The organism is Hirschia baltica ATCC 49814 (assembly GCF_000023785.1).
Lineage (GTDB): Bacteria > Pseudomonadota > Alphaproteobacteria > Caulobacterales > Hyphomonadaceae > Hirschia > Hirschia baltica.
The window spans coordinates 2,921,290-2,936,739 of sequence record NC_012982.1 but is presented as its reverse complement, the minus strand read 5'-3'; the positions used below and the strand labels follow the sequence as shown (position 1 = coordinate 2,936,739).

Here is a 15,450-nt window from a genome sequence, read left to right as displayed (position 1 = left end):
AAACATTGTCGCCTTGAAAGATTATTAAGACAAATTGATATCTCAAAACGTCTAACTAATATTTGTAATTACGTCAATTGTCTGTAAGATGCTTACTCTATTTGAGAGCTCTAAATAATGAAATAGCGATCGAAAATGTTGAAAGATATGAAAATATCCATTGTGACCGCGCGCAAAACAATGATGAATCGTTAAAGATGACGTAATGTCAGAGGAGAAAAAATATGCAGAATAAGCCACGTCTTTTAGTGACGCGCCGCTTACCAGAGACTGTTGAAGCGCTATTTCAAATTCAATATGACGTTGACCTTAATGAAATGGATCGTCCGTTGACTGCTGATGAGTTGCGGCAGGCTATGACTGAATATGATGCTATTTGTCCGACAATTACGGATAAATTAGGGGCGGACGTTATAGAAGTTCCTGGTTGTCGGGTTTCAATTTTAGCGAATTTTGGGGCGGGCGTGGATCATATTGATCTGGAAGCTGCTAAGCGTGCCGGTATTGCTGTAACGAATACTCCTGACGTGCTTTCTGAGGCAACAGCTGACCTTGCTTTGCTTTTGATGCTGATGGCCTCGCGGCGTGCTGGAGAAGGGGAACGGGAGCTACGCGCTGGAAAATGGACAGGTTGGCGTCCATCACACATGGTAGGGCAAAGTTTAGCAGGAAAAAAACTTGGTATCGTCGGGTTTGGCCGTATTGGGCGAGCGACTGCTCAACGTGCACGTGATGGTGTGGGTATGAAAATAGCGTACTATAGCCGACGTGAAGCCGAGGATGCCGGTGACGCGCAATACTTTCCTACATTAAAGGCGCTTGCGGCAGATGTGGATGTTCTATCTCTCCATATCCCTGGTGGTGCAGATACACGGCATATAATCAATGCTGAAATTTTGAGTGTTATGAAATCGACATCGATCATTGTGAATACGGCTAGAGGCAGTTCCATTGATGAGAAGGCTCTGGCTAAAGCCTTAAGTTCAGGGAAAATAGCGGCGGCTGGTTTGGATGTGTATGAGCAAGAACCTGCTGTGCATTCAGAGCTTTTAGCATGTGAAAATGCTGTTTTGTTACCACATTTAGGGAGTGCAACCATTGAAACGCGGACGGCGATGGGGATGTGTTCTGCGGCAAATTTGGAAGCTTTCTTTGCTGGGAAAGTACCTAAAGACAAGGTGGTATAGGATTATCGATAAATGTTATTGATATATCTGTTGTTAAAATAGATATATCAATTTAGTGTAGGAGGAAATTATAATTTAGGGAGGAAGAGATATGAAACGAATTTTCATTTACACACTTATGTCGTGTTTTATCTCTGGAGGAGCTGCATTTGCGCAACAGCCGTGGGATCTGCAAGAAGCAAAACCACCTGTTGTCATTCGTGTCTCACCAGATGGAAATGATGCCAATTCTGGTGCATTGGACGCGCCTTTTGCGTCTCTTGTGCGTGCCCAACAAGAGGTGCGTCGTCATAATCGCACTCATAATGTCGTGGTTGAGCTTGCAGATGGCGTATATCAGCTAGATGAGCCGCTTCAGTTTCGGCCGCAGGACGGTGGACAGGACGGGTATACTGTAACCTGGCGCGGCCAAGAGGGGATAAATCCTGTCATCTCCGGCGCGATGAGCGTATCTGAATGGTCCTTATATGATGAAGCCCTCAACATTTATGTGGCCGATACTCCCAAAGGGCTGAATTCGCGTCAGTTGTGGATCAACAATCAAATGGGACAGAGAGGAAGTGTTCAAATAGAGCGCGAAAATGTTTCTTTTGATGAAAGCGGGCTTATATTATCTGGTGAAGCCACGGATATTTTAAAGCGCGTTGAAGACGCTAAATATCTGGAAATAAACGGTATTCAACTTTTCACAAACCGAGTCTCACCAGTGGCTGATGTTGAGGGCAACCGATTGGTCATGCAGCAACCGGCGTGGAAGAATAATATTTGGGGGTATGACACGATTCCATATCCGCCTTATTTTGATGAAAACAACATCAATGCCAGTATTTTCCTGACCAATGCGCTCGCTTTTGTTGATGATCCGGGGGAGTGGTTCATAGACCCTGAAGCTGGCAAGCTTTACGTTATACCGCCGAATGGTGGATCTATGGACAATGTTCAAGTTGATCTCCCTGAGCTTTCTTATTTGGTTTCTATCAGTGGAAGCGAAACAACATTGATCCGAGATCTTTCTTTTGAGGGGCTTCGCTTTTCATACACAAGCTGGTTGCAGCCAAGTAGCCCAGATGGGTATGCGAACCAGCAAAGTGGAGCATTTATTACTGGTGAAACAGATGGATACCCTGATGAGCCGCTAAAAGAATGTAGTTGGGGGTGTCCTGCTTTTGAGACAAGACGAAATGAATGGTCTCAAATACCAAGTGCTGTTCAGGTTTCTGCGGCAGAGAGAGTGAGTTTTGATCGCAATATATTTGCACATTTGGGACAAGTTGCTCTTGGTGTAGGCAATGATGCCAATGCGCATGCAAGCGGTGTTGGATTGAGCACGCGCGGCGTGTCTGTGACTAGAAATGTCTTTTATGATTTATCTGGCGGAGCCATTTTTGCGGGGGGAATTCAGCGTGATGCACATCATCCAAGTGACCCGTATATGGCTAATCGAGATGTTTTGATTCAGAACAATCGTATTCAAAAAGTTAGCCAAGATTATCAAGATAATTCTGCAATTCTTTCAACTTATTTTGATAGTGCAATTATCATTCACAACGATATTTCTGATGCAATGTATGATGCAATTGATATTGGTTGGGGCTGGGGTATTAATGATGTCGGCGGTAATCCAATTTACCGCATGAAAGCGCGAAGTCATTATGATCATTTGGAAAATTTGATATATGACACGCCGACACTGCACAGAAATGTCACCGTTGCTTACAATCGCATCCATGGTGTGAAGAAGTTTTTTCACGATGGTGGTGCAATTTATAACCTATCTGGCAGTGAAGGAACGCGGATTTTTGAGAACTATATTTCAAACATTGGCGACCGAATTGCTATTTATCTAGATGAAGGTAGCAAAGGGATTACGGTTCGAAACAATGTCGTAGAGGATGCATCTGTCTGGCTGAATGTGAATGCTGTGCGTTCAGCTGCGCCACTGCGTGTGACTTATGATAATGTTGCAATCAATAATTGGTTTAATAAAGGCGAAGACAATGGTGGTTGGGTTGTTGGTGCTGGTGATAATCAAATGATTGATAACCACTCTGTGCGCGGTGATAGATGGCCTAAAGATGCCGTTAGGGTTATGGAGGCTGCTGGAATAGAAGCTTCTGCTGGTCCTGTCGAATATGGAGAGGTGCGCTAACTTTTAATAGGCTCATAAAAGTTGTGTCCCTATATTAAAGTGAAGCCTTATATTATCCACGGACAAAACAAATAAAACCGACCAAGAGGCGCGCATATTTCATTGGGATATGCGCGTTTTTTTGGTGCCTTAGTTTCTTGTGTACATGAAAATTACTGGTGAGATCTTATCGTGTTTCTGTGCTTTTTGTGTCGAGATAGTGCGCAATCATTGTTGATATAGTTGCGGCCGACTGCGTAATTTCTGTTAATATGCTGCGTTGAACCTGATTGGGTATGCTGAGTGTAATTGCAGCTCTGATTGCAACCATTATTGAGGGCTGCATTATGCGTTTGTTGCCTATTGGAAGGTCGCAAGAGATATTCGATAATAGCTGGCTAAAACCCAAGACGAGGATTGCTGTATAATTGCATACATACAAACAGCAAAAAGAGCACAAAGCATAATGGGCTTAGTGCTCTTTAGAGTTTTATTTCGTTTATCCGACCTGTTAAGTGTGAGGTCTATTTGACGCTTCGGATTGGTAAAACAAAGAATGATCCGGCAAATACGAATGCGATGGCAGAGATAAATAATACTTTGTAATTATCGCCTGTCATATTCAGCAGCCACGCCGCCCAGATTGGACTTAGGATTTGAGGGATGTTGACCGCTGTGGTGAGAATTCCAAGATCTTTACCTGTTGCTTCTCCATCGGCCTTTGGAAGGACTTGCGTCATCAAAGCCATATCGACCGACATAAACGCGCCATAACCCAAGCCGATAACAGCAGCATAGATAAGCATGCCTTGAACAGTTGGCAGAATGAGAGGGGCGGTCAGTGCTAACCCCATAATGATACTTGCTGCAAAAACCAGAGGCTTACGTTTCCCTAGCCAGTCGGAGAGGAAGCCTGAGCTGAAGGCAGAGAATACAAGCGCAAAAAATGTGATCGTTGAAAGTGTTGCAATGGTGGTGTTTGCATCGGTTTTTGATAGTCCGATATAATCTTGCAATATATAAAGCATATAGGTGATGACTGCTTGATATCCCATATAGATGGTGAAACGGCCAGCAAATGCCCAAGCAAAGTCTGGATGTTTGCGTGGGCTGATCCAGAAGCTTTTCAAGAAATCTGTTAAGTTGAAAGCATCGGGCTTTGGTAAAGTTGTTTTGGGTTCAGGGTTAATGAATACAAATGCCAAACATGCAATTGCGACACTTATGGCAAATCCAGAATAAGCAAGCACGAGCTGGCTTGCTAGAAGGCCGGCGACAATTGTGCCAACTGTAAGGCCCGATGTCATGCCTGCGCCGATAAAGCCAGAAGCTGTTCCGCGTTCTGCTGGTGCAAATCTGTCCGCGATCAATGTATTTGCGGCTGATTGCATGCTGTTGAAAGCGATTGTGGCACCTACCCAAAATAGGGTGATCATCGGAATAGTCGACATCTGTGAGGTTAAAATCAAACAGACAGCTCCAACGAGTGAGCCTATGACTATCCATGGTGCCCGGCGCCCCCATGGTGTGCGCGTTCTGTCAGAAAATGCACCAGCCATCGGGGTGACCAATGTGGAAAAGACAGATGTTACAGCGAAGACGAATGCTAGCCCTGCTGATTTGTTATCAGGATTAATGGATTGAATCTGATTGGGCAGCAGGACCGCTAAGACGCCAGCGTAAAGCGCAAATAATAGAAAGAAAACACTGGTTAAGCTTATTAGAAGTACCCATTTTCTTGATCCATTTACATACATGCTGTCTTGAAAATCAGCAGCTGTAATTGTGGCACCGGGTTCGCCGGTTGCATCTGTTTTTGACATTTTGTTTCCTCCCAATATTTGCCCGCATTTTTTATTTTATTTAAGTGCCAAGCGTTGCTGGGCAGGGGCTGGGCCTAATTGAGTATTATCGATTATAATTGGCTGACGATATGCCTGGCGCGCGTCTTCACATAGGACGAGACCGTGGCCCGGAGTTTCAGATCCGTATATGAAACCATCTTCAATTTTGTACGGTGTCTCTACGAGATGTTCAAAATTCTGGAAGCTGTATTCAAGCCATTCTACTTCTGGCAGGGCCAAAGCCACATTGACACCAAGTTCAAGGAATGTGTTGCCCACTGTGATGGGGACACCCATATCGGCAGCTAGCCAGCCTATGCGCATAACATCAGTAAAGTGTCCGTGGACATTCAGCATATCTGTTGCGTGAGCTTGAATAAGAGCGCGCTTGCCTGAAACGTCTAGATATTCACCGGAATTTATAAGTGTATTTCCTGCAGTTTCGCGCAAGAGTTTTAGACCCTCTATATCAAAACGCAGAATAGGATCTTCTAGCCAGTAAATTTCATGACCAGCTCGGCGAATTGTATCAAGGTTTTGAATGGCTTCTTTAGGTGACCATGCCTCATTTGCATCAATCATTATTTTGGCATTTGGGCCGATAGCTTGTTTAAGAAGGTCGAGGCGATGAATGTCGCGCTCTATTTCTGGTGCACCCACTTTAATTTTAAAGCCCGTATAGCCTTGATCTGCAGCTTGGGTGAAAAGAGAACAAAACACATCATCTGATAAATGGTAGTCGAGACCGCTGGCATAAGCGCGTACTTTGCTACGTTTTGCTCCAAGCATTTTCCAGAGCGGAAGATTGGCCGCTTTGGCAGCGACATCCCAAAGCGCATGCTGGATAGCTTCACCAAAAGGGTGCGTTGAGCGGTTTAAGTGTCCACCACGCGGGCGTTTTACCTGATGAGCCAGTGCAATTGCCGGTTGCCCCTTTAGATTTGGCCAAACTTCTTCATCAAATGTGCGAATCAGTTCTTCTTCACTTGGTAAAGGATGAAATAATGACTGAGCAAACCCAAGACCAACATGTCCTTCTGAATCGATCAATTCGAGAGTGGCGACATGAACATGAGATGCGCGAACTTGACTGTCACCAACAATTCGATCACGAGCGAATTGGAAACGGGTTATGCGGTAGTCGACTAGTGGCATGATTTTGACTATAATGTCCCAAGATGTTGAATTGAAATATCAGACGGGTAAATAGATATGACAGATACAGGCCGAATGCAAGGGGTGATGAATATGGGTGGTCGTAAAAATAACCGTTTGGATAAAAATGCTGGTGTAATTAAAGGCAAAGAAAAAGAGAGCCTGAGCGATGTAGCGTATCAAGCCGTATTACAAGGACTCTTTGATAGGATAGTTCCGGTGGGGGCTTTTGTATCTCAAAGCAAGCTTGTTGAGTTACTGGGTGTGCCTATTCAACCGCTAAGAGATGCGTTGCGTGTGCTTGAGGCCGAAGGTGTGCTGGAAATTCATCCGCGCTCAGGTATCCAATTCTTGAAACCGGATTTGGAGCTAATACGCAGTACATATCAATTTAGGACACTTATAGAGAAGGCTGCTGTGCGCCATTTCGCTGAAATGGGCGATGCTGAAACCGCTGTAAACCTGTTGGAAGAGCACCGCGACGTTGTAGGTCTGATTGAAAAGAATGATATTGATCAAGATATTTTAGAGCGTATCGAGGGGCTTGAGCAAAGTCTGCATGGCAATATCATAGCAAGCATGAATAATCCGCTGATCGAGAATACTGGACGTCGGCTTAAGAATTATGTCGTCCTTATTCGATTAGAGCGCCTTATTACTAAGCCATTGGCGCTTCGTTCTTTAAAAGAGCACATTGCAATACTGGAGGCATGTGTCGCACGAGATGCTGATCGGGCCGAGGCAGCTGTAGCGGATCATTTCCATGCTGCAATGCAGAGAATACTCGGGTTTATTTAAAGCAAAGCTTGTTGAAATATCAGTTGCATTAATAGAGATATCATTGTAATTGATGCTCTATGAGCAAAACAAATAAAGACATTATATTTAATCGGGACGTTTTGGGGCAGCTTGGATTAGGGTGTGCTTCTTTAGGGAATTTATTTCATCAAGTGTCCGATGAAGAAGCAGGGGCGACCGTTAAAGCAGCCATAGATGCGGGCATCAAATATATGGATGTCGCGCCGCATTATGGATTTGGTCTTGCTGAGAAAAGACTAGGTGAAGCGCTTGAAAGATATGATGCCGACGAAAATATTATCATATCTACCAAAGTTGGTCGCAGGTTGGATCCTGTGCCTGACGGAACAGACCTCACTGAGATGCGTCAGGCGTTTTATTCTCCAGAACCATATTACAGCGTGTTTGATTATAGCTATGATTCAATCATGCATTCTTTCGAAGCGAGTAAAACAAGATTACGTCGTGACCGGATAGATATTCTCTATGTGCATGACATAGGACGTTTTACGCATGGCGAAGATCATGCGCAAACCTACCGTAATTTCATGGAAGGCGGTTATCGCGCTCTGCGGGAACTGCGCGACGCTGGTGTTGTGGGTGCGATTGGGCTGGGCGTGAATGAATGGGAAGTGTGTGAAGAAGCACTGAGTGACGCGCCGTTCGATATAATATTACTTGCCGGCAGATATACATTGCTAGAGCAGAGCGCACTGGACAGCTTTTTGCCATTGTGCGCCCAGAAAAACACGCAGCTTGTGATCGGTGGTCCTTATAATAGTGGGATTCTAGCCAAAGGTGTTCGCGGCAATGGACCTCATATTTACGAATACCAGGACGCACCAGAAAATATCATCAAACGTGTCGCTGCCATAGAAGATATTTGTGAGAGATATGGTGTCCCACTAGCTGCTGCAGCTCTTCAGTTTCCGCTGGCCCATCAACAAGTTTCGACAGTCATACCGGGCATGGGCAGTGCTAAACGCGTTCAATCAACTCAATCATTGATGAGCCATTCCATAGATAAAGCATTTTGGGAAGAATTAAGAGCCTCCGAGCTTATTCGGCCAGATGCACCTATTCCAACATAATCACAGGATTTAAATTATGCGTCGTTTAGAAGGCAAAACCGCTATCGTTACAGCTGCAGGTCAGGGGATTGGGCGTGCCACGGCAGAATTGTTTGCTGCGGAAGGCGCGCGGACAATAGCAGTAGATTTGAACCCCGACACTCTGGCAACTCTGGAAGGGTGTGAAACGCATGTTATGAATTTGCTGGATGGAGATGCGATTTTAGCATTGGCCAAAGAGATCAAACACACAGATATTTTGTTTAACTGTGCGGGATTTGTTCATGCAGGTACGATTTTAACGACAGACGAAAAAGATTACGATTTTTCCTTCGATCTGAATGTGAAGTCTGCTTACCGTATGATCCGCGCATTTCTACCAAGTATGGTCGAAAATGGTGGTGGTTCAATTATCAACATGTCTTCAGTGGCGAGTTCCGTTATCGGTGTGAAAAATCGCTTTGTATATGGCGCGAGCAAAGCAGCAGTGATCGGGCTGACTAAATCAGTGGCAGAAGATTACATTGGCAATGGTGTGCGTTGTAACGCAATTTGTCCGGGGACGGTGCAATCTCCATCCTTGGATGAACGTCTTGCTGCGACAGGTGATGCGGAAAAGGCAAGAACGGAATTTATAGCGCGTCAGCCAATTGGTCGACTGGGTCATCCTGATGATATTGCTAATCTAGCTTTGTATCTGGGAAGTGATGAGTCATCATACACGACTGGCGGGACGCACATTATTGATGGTGGTTGGTCTAATTCATAAACGTTGGGAGTTGTCGCTATGTCACAAAGAGTTTGTTTAGCGCTTGATCTTGTCGATGACCAAGAGCTGATTTCTGCATACGAAAAATGGCATAGAGTAGGTAATGTTCCTGTTGAGATTGTAAAATCTATTGCAGATTTCGGTGTCGAGAATATGGAGATTTTTCGTGCCGGAAATCGTATGTTTATGATAATGGATGTTGCAGACAATTTTTCAGAGAATGTGAAAGCTGAAGCTGATTCCAAAAATCCCCATGTGCAAAAATGGGGAGAGTTGATGAAAAAATTTCAGCAACCTATTCCGGCCGCTGGACCGGATGGAACTTGGTTTCCAATGGAAAACATATATCGCCTAACCGATCATATCGCTTATTATAAAGATAAATCATGAGAATTGCATCAACAGCTGATTTTAGAGAAGCTGCGCGTCGACGAGTCCCACGTTTTCTGTTCGATTATGCCGATGGTGGTTCGGGAACCGAAGATACAATGCTCAGCAATTCAGCTGATTTGCGGAAAGTGGCTCTGCGTCAGCGTGTTCTAAAAGATGTTGCGTCTATTGATCTTTCAACTGAGATTTTAGGACAGAAGCAAGATCTGCCTGTCGCGTTGGGACCGGTAGGGATTAGCGGTATGTTTGCGCGGCGTGGTGAAGTGCAGGCAGCTTCATCGGCTTCCAAAGCAGGAGTGCCGGCATGTTTATCGACAGTTTCCATATGTTCGATAGAGGAGGTTGTTGCTGCCACAGAACGTTTTTGGTTTCAGCTATATGTAATCCGTGACCGTTCAGTCATGCTCGATATAATTGAGAGAGCAAAAGTGGCGGGTGCGAAAGCGCTTGTTTTTACAGTTGATATGCCTGTGCCTGGTTCGCGTGCTCGGGATGTGCATTCTGGTATGTCTGGCCCGAATGCAGGTATCCGGCGAATTATGCAGGCTGTTGGCAAGCCTGCATGGTCAGTAGATGTGGGATTGCTTGGTCGACCGCATACTCTGGGTAATTTGGTTGCAGCGCTAGGCCAGGGCGCTGGCATCAATGATTATATGGGCTGGTTGGGCAAAAATTTTGATCCCTCCATTCAGTGGAAAGATCTGGAATGGATTCGTAGTGCTTGGGATGGCCCACTCATCATCAAAGGTATTCTTGATCCTGAAGATGCACGTGAAGCTGTTGCGCTCGGTGCGGACGGCATTGTTGTGTCTAATCATGGGGGCCGCCAACTCAATGGAGCGCTTTCAACGGCACACGCGCTTCCAGCAATTGCTGAAGCTGTCGGAGATCAAATTACTGTGCTGGCTGATGGCGGGGTTCGTTCTGGACTAGATGTCGTGCGTATGCTGGCTTTAGGAGCTGATGGTGTTTTGCTCGGGCGTTTATGGTTGTACGCTTTGGCTGCAGGGGGCAGTGCTGGTGTCACGCAAATGTTTGATTTCCTGAAGCAGGACATGAAAGTGACAATGACGTTGGCCGGCGTAAATAGTATTTCTAAAATTGATCGATCTATATTGGTCGATTAAACGTCGTTTTAATCCAAATTATCAGTGTTTCTGAATTTAGTGCGATATTGTGATCGCACTAAATTTAGAAACTTTGTTCGCCGAGATCACAGCTCGCAATTTTCATCTGAATGGTTTGGGTTTTTGATCCATTGATAAGCATCCACTGTCTCGCCACGTGGTAAGTAGCTCAGTGTGAATTCATCGCCATTGCGCCTGATTGTAACTGTTAATTCCTGTGTTTGTTCGCCTTGAATATGGTCTTGTGGAATAGGGTGTACAATTTCATCACCATTTTGGAGCCCAGCTTGGTCAGCAGCAGATCCTATCACGAGGTTTCTGATAATGCGTGTGGGTTCACTCAATACGGCTGGATCAAACCCTAATTCATATCTGCGAAGTGGAACTTGTGTTCGGGTGAAGCAGGGACCAAAGGCGGAAGCGTCGGGAACGATAAGAGTTCCGTTTAGAAAGTCTTGAAATTCTGCGACTGCTGATGGTCCTAAATGGGTATTTAATTCTTTTTCCCAATCTGAATTAGTTAGCGCATGCCCATTATTTGACTGCTCAAGTAATTTAAGCATCAGGGTATCTAATGTGACTTCGCCTTCTGTTTGGGTGCGCAGTTCATGGTCGACCGTGGCGAAATATAACATGCCTCTATCATACGGGAGTGTCCGAATGCGCGTATCGAGCCAGAATTTTTTCGGAATTTCACTATTTGGAGCTTCCGCCATCAGGCTTGTGTAATATCTGGAGGCGGCGAAGTTTAGGTCTGCCAAGAAGTCTTCAGAAGACATCATTGCAAAGCGGGTAGGGAGGCGCGCTTGGTAGAAAACGGCGAGTCCTTCGCCAAACCATGAGGATTCAAGTCCGCCTGGTTCTTCGATGAAAGGTTGAAATGTATGGAACATTTCATGGGCCAATGTGCTTTTTAGTCCTGATATAGTGGTGTCACCTTGCTCGCCAAAAGTTGTGACGAAGGAATGGTGCAGACCAACACCACCGCCTGCGTTTACGGGATTGTACCTTAAGAATACTCCGTAAGGAGGGACTTCTTTCATACCGAAAAATGCGCTGTAGTGTGTGTATAGATCAGCAGTCCAATGCATGAGATTTTCTGCATCGAATGGTGGTGTGCCATACCATGCAGAGAAGAAACCATTCTCAGGCACGATTTCAGGATAGGTCTGAACATTCCCCATCATGTAGAAAGACATACGCATTGTCACAGCAGTCATTTCAGCGCTGACATGTCCTTCTCCGATTGAACTAATGCCGCGACTTTCGGGCGGAGCGGCGGTTAAATCCCAATCTATTTCGGTTTGATAGGAATCATCACCGGGTGGTAAAATGAGGAAGACATGTCCTGCCGCTGATGTCCCACCATCTTTACTTAGAAATGAGAAAGGCGGTGCTGGTCCACGCGGCGGCAGGCTTGCATTTGCAGGAACAGTGTAAGTTACATGAATTGGACCATCAGGTTGCCTATCAGCATACCAGAGCCTTGAATTACCGCCTATGACAGCATCACCGGCATTTTGCTCGTCTAAAGTCTTATCCATAGCTGACAAAGTCAGCGGGCCATTCGCATCATTTGCTTTTAAATCAGTCACGATTGTTGCGACTGTATCCACATTGCTAGACACTAAAGGGATTTGTAAAACAGGTGCATCTTTCTGGAATGTTTTTCCAGAAATCTGAAGTTGGATTTGGACAGAACCTATTGTGTCTGGGGCATCGACACGTGCTTGAGGTGCGAGCGTCAAATTTATGTGAGGCGAGGCAATATTGCCCGAGTCCGTGTCTTTAGGAGCAGTTGGATTACACCCTGTCACGAGTAATAAGAAGGCGAACAAAGCTGTGATCGGCATAGGTTTCATTGGGACATTCTCATTCTAGGTGTGACTATAAAAGTCATATAGCGTGTAAACTTGCTCAATCTTAGGTCGGTTTTGACTCAATTCAGATAATTTGAAACTTATAGGATTTTGATGGATAAAGTATGCGTATATTCTGGTTTTTTAATATAGGGTATGTCGTATGAGTGAAGAGTTGAATGTATTTGATGTTAAAATATTGGAGCAATTGCAAAAAGATTGCAGTCTCTCCACTGTGGAGCTGGCGGATGCAGTTGGGCTGTCTCAATCCCCGTGTTGGAGGCGTCTTCAACGTTTGAAGGATGAGGGATATATCAAGCGCCAAGTGGCGATACTTGATCGCGAAAAATTTGGATATGATCTGCGTATTTTTGCGCTTGTAAAAATGCGACGCTTGTCTGATACCGAACGCGAAGCATTCACGCGCAAAATTGCAACCACGCCTGAAATAATGGAGTGCTACTCGATTTTTGGAGAAATGGATCTTATGATGAAGATCCAAGCCAAATCCATGTCGTGGTATCAGCATTTTTTAATGGAGTTCCTTTTAAAACTTCCAGGTGTTGAAAACATAAATTCAACGGCGACATTAGGAGAAATCAAGTCTACCACGGCTATTCCAGTGCGTGGCTCTATGGCTTTGTAGGCGATAGGGGAGTTTCCACTCTCCTAGTTTGCTTTAGCCATACACTCGACTTCGACGGTTGCATTTAGCGCCAATCCATCAGCTGCAAAGGCGCTGCGTGCTGGCATTTTTCCCGGTGTAAAATACGTCACATAAACTTCGTTGAAGTCTGGCCAATTGCTGATGTCATCTAGCATGACAGTGCATTTGAACACGTCCTGCATTGTAACGCCTGCGTGTTTAGCGATTTCGGAAATGGAATCCATAACCTGACGAGCGTCGTCTTTAAAGTCTTCAGCGCCGCCATTGGGACCGCCGATTTGACCTGAAAAATAGACAACGTCTCCAACTGTTACTGCACCAGAAAAAGGAATTTTTCCTGACTCTATCAATGCCTGTGTCGCGCCCGGTAGGGGCGTGTATTGGATTTCTGTTTTCAATGCTTGTGATTGATCAGCTTTATCCAAGCGGGCTGGCGGCGTCGAAAAAGGAATGATGTTGAGCGCTTTGTAAATCTCGTCTGGGAAATAAACATTTCCATCAACAACAACCATTCTAGGTGTTTTAATCGCTTTGATATCTTTTATAGGATTGCCGGGCAGTAATACGAAGTCGGCTAGTTTGCCAATCTCTATTGAACCGAGGTCTTTTTCCTTACCGACATGTTTTGCAATGTCTAATGTCGCGATACGTAAAACGTCTTTGGCTGGAATGCCAGCTAAAGTGTATAATTCTAATTCACGATGCATGGTGAAGCCTGTCCCATTGTCTGTGCCGGGTAGCAAGCGAATGTCATTATCATATAGCCGTTTGATCGTATCAAGAATGCGTTGGAAGCCGTCTTTGTAGGCTTGATCTGCACCTTCATCTTCTAGCTTCACAAACGAGCGTTTGCGATTGCGCTGGTAGGAAATAGGCATATGCGAGAAATAGTCGGTGGCAATGGCTGGGACTTTTCCGGCACGACTAAGCATTAGAAGCTCAAGAATTACGCCTGTCGTATCAATTCCAACATCATTGTCTTTTAGCTTTTCTAGTGTGCTGCGGACTTCTGGTTGCTCTAAGTCTAGATTGGAGGCGCGCGCCATAGCAGTTAGTCTAAGAGGGGTGCGTGTGTCTTCGCCATCATCAAGCAACCAGCCGAGCATTAATTGGTTCATATGGGTGATTTCATCATATCCAGCTTCGATTTGGCGGTCTGGATGTGTGAAAGCTGGAACATGACCAACAATTGGTAAATTATGTTTGTGTGCTTCAGCAACGACAGCTTCATACCAATCAGGATTGAACGAGTTATAGGTTTTGATGAAATCATAGCCATTGTCAGCATACCATTTAACAGCATCAACTGCTTCTTTTTCAGTATCGGCTATTATCCCGTAACGAGCAGAATATGTGCTTCGTCCTTCGAGAAATCCACCACGGGCAATAAGGCGAGGGCCTGCAACGTCATGACTTTTCTTTTTTTCTATAATGTCTTGAAGGTATTCGTTTTGGTTTCCCATATCGCGCGTGGAAGTGACACCAGCAGCCAGATAATAAAGGCCATTTTGAAGGCTTGTATGCGAGTGCATATCAGTCAATCCGGACATAAGTGTGCCGCCTGCGCCATCAAATACAGGGTAGGCTTTTGTGTAGATATCATTGGGTGAAAAGGCTTTAATGTCTGCAATGCGGTTGTCTTTTACAAACACAGTCGATGCTTTGCTTAAATCACCCGACTCTGGTGAATAAATATGTATGTTTGCAACTGCAAAGCCTGTTTCATATGTGTTGGTAAGGGATTTTGCGAGTTGGGATGCATGTGCGATTGATTGCTCACGTGCGATATCCATTAAATCTTGTGAAAAAGCTTCATAACCCTCTTTGATAATGGACCCGGATTCTGAGAGTTTTGCAAAAAAATCGCCGCTTTCATCTATCGCAATGAGTGAGCCTGTCGAATTGGCACCTGAAAGGCGGTATAGATCGAATACCACTTCTAAATCATCGTGAGATAGAGTGCGTTTGGCGAGGTGGTTGAGTGTAAGCTCTCCTGCTGGAAGCAGTGGCATTTTATGATCTTCGTCTTTTAAAAGAGCTTTTGCGTAGACATAATCATCCCATGGTGTGCCATCATTCATTAGATATAGAGCGGGCTCGCTAAGCGTCGTTTCGCCGTCGTCAGCCTGACTTTTCCATTGCGCTGTATCGTCTGTAATATGGAACCATTCATCAACAGTGCCGCCCATGAGGCTCGTGCCTTCTAGTGTCCAGTGAACGGGCACTAAATTTTGATTTAGTGTCAATTTTGATTTCGACTTAGGGCCACGACCATTATCATCGACATGGAATTGAATTGTGGTGGTATCGCCCTTGGTGTTGGCTTTGACATATCCGACATTCTCACCATTAGACATGATGCTGAGACTTTGTTTATCGTCCGCATATGACAGGGAAGGGGCCATAGCAATGACGCCGATGGTCACAAACAAACGGGACATTTTGAGCATTAGCCG

Annotated in this window: 12 protein-coding genes; 8 read left to right on the top strand and 4 right to left on the bottom strand. The window is 45.0% G+C overall.

Annotated elements, in window-relative coordinates:
- Window positions 1–224 precede the first annotated feature (224 nt).
- Both HBAL_RS13540 and HBAL_RS13535 read left to right on the top strand, forming a co-directional pair.
- Complete coding sequence (locus HBAL_RS13540) at window positions 225–1,187, top strand: 2-hydroxyacid dehydrogenase (protein WP_015828511.1); 963 nt, start codon at window positions 225–227, stop codon at window positions 1,185–1,187.
- 91 nt (window positions 1,188–1,278) lie between these two features.
- Window positions 1,279–3,336, top strand: coding sequence for a right-handed parallel beta-helix repeat-containing protein (locus HBAL_RS13535; protein ID WP_015828510.1), 2,058 nt, complete (start codon window positions 1,279–1,281; stop codon window positions 3,334–3,336).
- 503 nt (window positions 3,337–3,839) lie between these two features.
- Here HBAL_RS13535 and HBAL_RS13530 read toward each other — a convergent pair.
- Together HBAL_RS13530 and HBAL_RS13525 are read right to left on the bottom strand one after the other, a co-directional pair.
- Window positions 3,840–5,138, bottom strand: a complete 1,299-nt coding sequence (locus HBAL_RS13530) for an MFS transporter (RefSeq protein WP_015828509.1) — start codon at window positions 5,136–5,138, stop codon at window positions 3,840–3,842.
- A gap of 36 nt (window positions 5,139–5,174) precedes the next feature.
- Complete coding sequence (locus tag HBAL_RS13525) at window positions 5,175–6,314, bottom strand: mandelate racemase/muconate lactonizing enzyme family protein (protein ID WP_015828508.1); 1,140 nt, start codon at window positions 6,312–6,314, stop codon at window positions 5,175–5,177.
- A 57-nt stretch (window positions 6,315–6,371) separates the two neighbouring features.
- Between HBAL_RS13525 and HBAL_RS13520 the strand changes: the two genes are divergently transcribed.
- The 5 genes from HBAL_RS13520 to lldD are packed head-to-tail and all read left to right on the top strand — an operon-like array spanning window position 6,372 to window position 10,468.
- Complete coding sequence (locus tag HBAL_RS13520; RefSeq protein WP_233356697.1) at window positions 6,372–7,112, top strand: GntR family transcriptional regulator; 741 nt, start codon at window positions 6,372–6,374, stop codon at window positions 7,110–7,112.
- Between the two features lie 59 nt (window positions 7,113–7,171).
- A complete protein-coding gene (locus HBAL_RS13515) occupies window positions 7,172–8,203 on the top strand; it encodes an aldo/keto reductase (protein ID WP_015828506.1) in 1,032 nt (343 codons plus the stop codon).
- A gap of 13 nt (window positions 8,204–8,216) precedes the next feature.
- Window positions 8,217–8,951 (top strand): SDR family oxidoreductase, encoded by a 735-nt coding sequence (locus tag HBAL_RS13510; RefSeq protein WP_083773138.1) that lies wholly within the window; start codon window positions 8,217–8,219, stop codon window positions 8,949–8,951.
- Window positions 8,952–8,969: 18 nt separating this feature from the next.
- Entirely contained in the window at window positions 8,970–9,341 is a 372-nt protein-coding gene (locus HBAL_RS13505; RefSeq protein ID WP_015828504.1) for an L-rhamnose mutarotase, read from the top strand.
- Window positions 9,338–10,468: an FMN-dependent L-lactate dehydrogenase LldD gene (gene lldD, locus HBAL_RS13500; RefSeq protein WP_015828503.1), complete on the top strand. Its 1,131-nt coding sequence runs from the start codon at window positions 9,338–9,340 to the stop codon at window positions 10,466–10,468. Before HBAL_RS13505 ends, lldD begins: the two co-directional genes overlap by 4 nt.
- An 86-nt stretch (window positions 10,469–10,554) precedes the next feature.
- Here the strand turns inward: lldD and HBAL_RS13495 are convergent, their stop codons facing one another.
- Entirely contained in the window at window positions 10,555–12,330 is a 1,776-nt protein-coding gene (locus HBAL_RS13495; RefSeq protein WP_015828502.1) for a peptidase M61, read from the bottom strand.
- A gap of 160 nt (window positions 12,331–12,490) precedes the next feature.
- On the opposite strand from HBAL_RS13495, the gene HBAL_RS13490 reads away from it, so the two are divergent.
- Window positions 12,491–12,973 (top strand): Lrp/AsnC family transcriptional regulator, encoded by a 483-nt coding sequence (locus HBAL_RS13490; RefSeq protein ID WP_015828501.1) that lies wholly within the window; start codon window positions 12,491–12,493, stop codon window positions 12,971–12,973.
- Between the two features lie 23 nt (window positions 12,974–12,996).
- Here the strand turns inward: HBAL_RS13490 and HBAL_RS13485 are convergent, their stop codons facing one another.
- A complete protein-coding gene (locus HBAL_RS13485) occupies window positions 12,997–15,435 on the bottom strand; it encodes a Rid family hydrolase (RefSeq protein WP_233356696.1) in 2,439 nt (812 codons plus the stop codon).
- Window positions 15,436–15,450: the final 15 nt, after the last annotated feature.

What these genes read in the sequence shown, in the direction of transcription:
- HBAL_RS13495 (WP_015828502.1), bottom strand. Translation starts at nt 12,330, where the DNA reads ATGAAACCTATGCCGATCACAGCTTTGTTCGCCTTCTTATTACTCGTG.
- HBAL_RS13535 (WP_015828510.1), top strand. Translation starts at nt 1,279, where the DNA reads ATGAAACGAATTTTCATTTACACACTTATGTCGTGTTTTATCTCTGGA.
- lldD (WP_015828503.1), top strand. Translation starts at nt 9,338, where the DNA reads ATGAGAATTGCATCAACAGCTGATTTTAGAGAAGCTGCGCGTCGACGA.
- HBAL_RS13520 (WP_233356697.1), top strand. Translation starts at nt 6,372, where the DNA reads ATGACAGATACAGGCCGAATGCAAGGGGTGATGAATATGGGTGGTCGT.
- HBAL_RS13530 (WP_015828509.1), bottom strand. Translation starts at nt 5,138, where the DNA reads ATGTCAAAAACAGATGCAACCGGCGAACCCGGTGCCACAATTACAGCT.
- HBAL_RS13525 (WP_015828508.1), bottom strand. Translation starts at nt 6,314, where the DNA reads ATGCCACTAGTCGACTACCGCATAACCCGTTTCCAATTCGCTCGTGAT.
- HBAL_RS13485 (WP_233356696.1), bottom strand. Translation starts at nt 15,435, where the DNA reads ATGTCCCGTTTGTTTGTGACCATCGGCGTCATTGCTATGGCCCCTTCC.
- HBAL_RS13505 (WP_015828504.1), top strand. Translation starts at nt 8,970, where the DNA reads ATGTCACAAAGAGTTTGTTTAGCGCTTGATCTTGTCGATGACCAAGAG.
- HBAL_RS13540 (WP_015828511.1), top strand. Translation starts at nt 225, where the DNA reads ATGCAGAATAAGCCACGTCTTTTAGTGACGCGCCGCTTACCAGAGACT.
- HBAL_RS13490 (WP_015828501.1), top strand. Translation starts at nt 12,491, where the DNA reads ATGAGTGAAGAGTTGAATGTATTTGATGTTAAAATATTGGAGCAATTG.
- HBAL_RS13515 (WP_015828506.1), top strand. Translation starts at nt 7,172, where the DNA reads ATGAGCAAAACAAATAAAGACATTATATTTAATCGGGACGTTTTGGGG.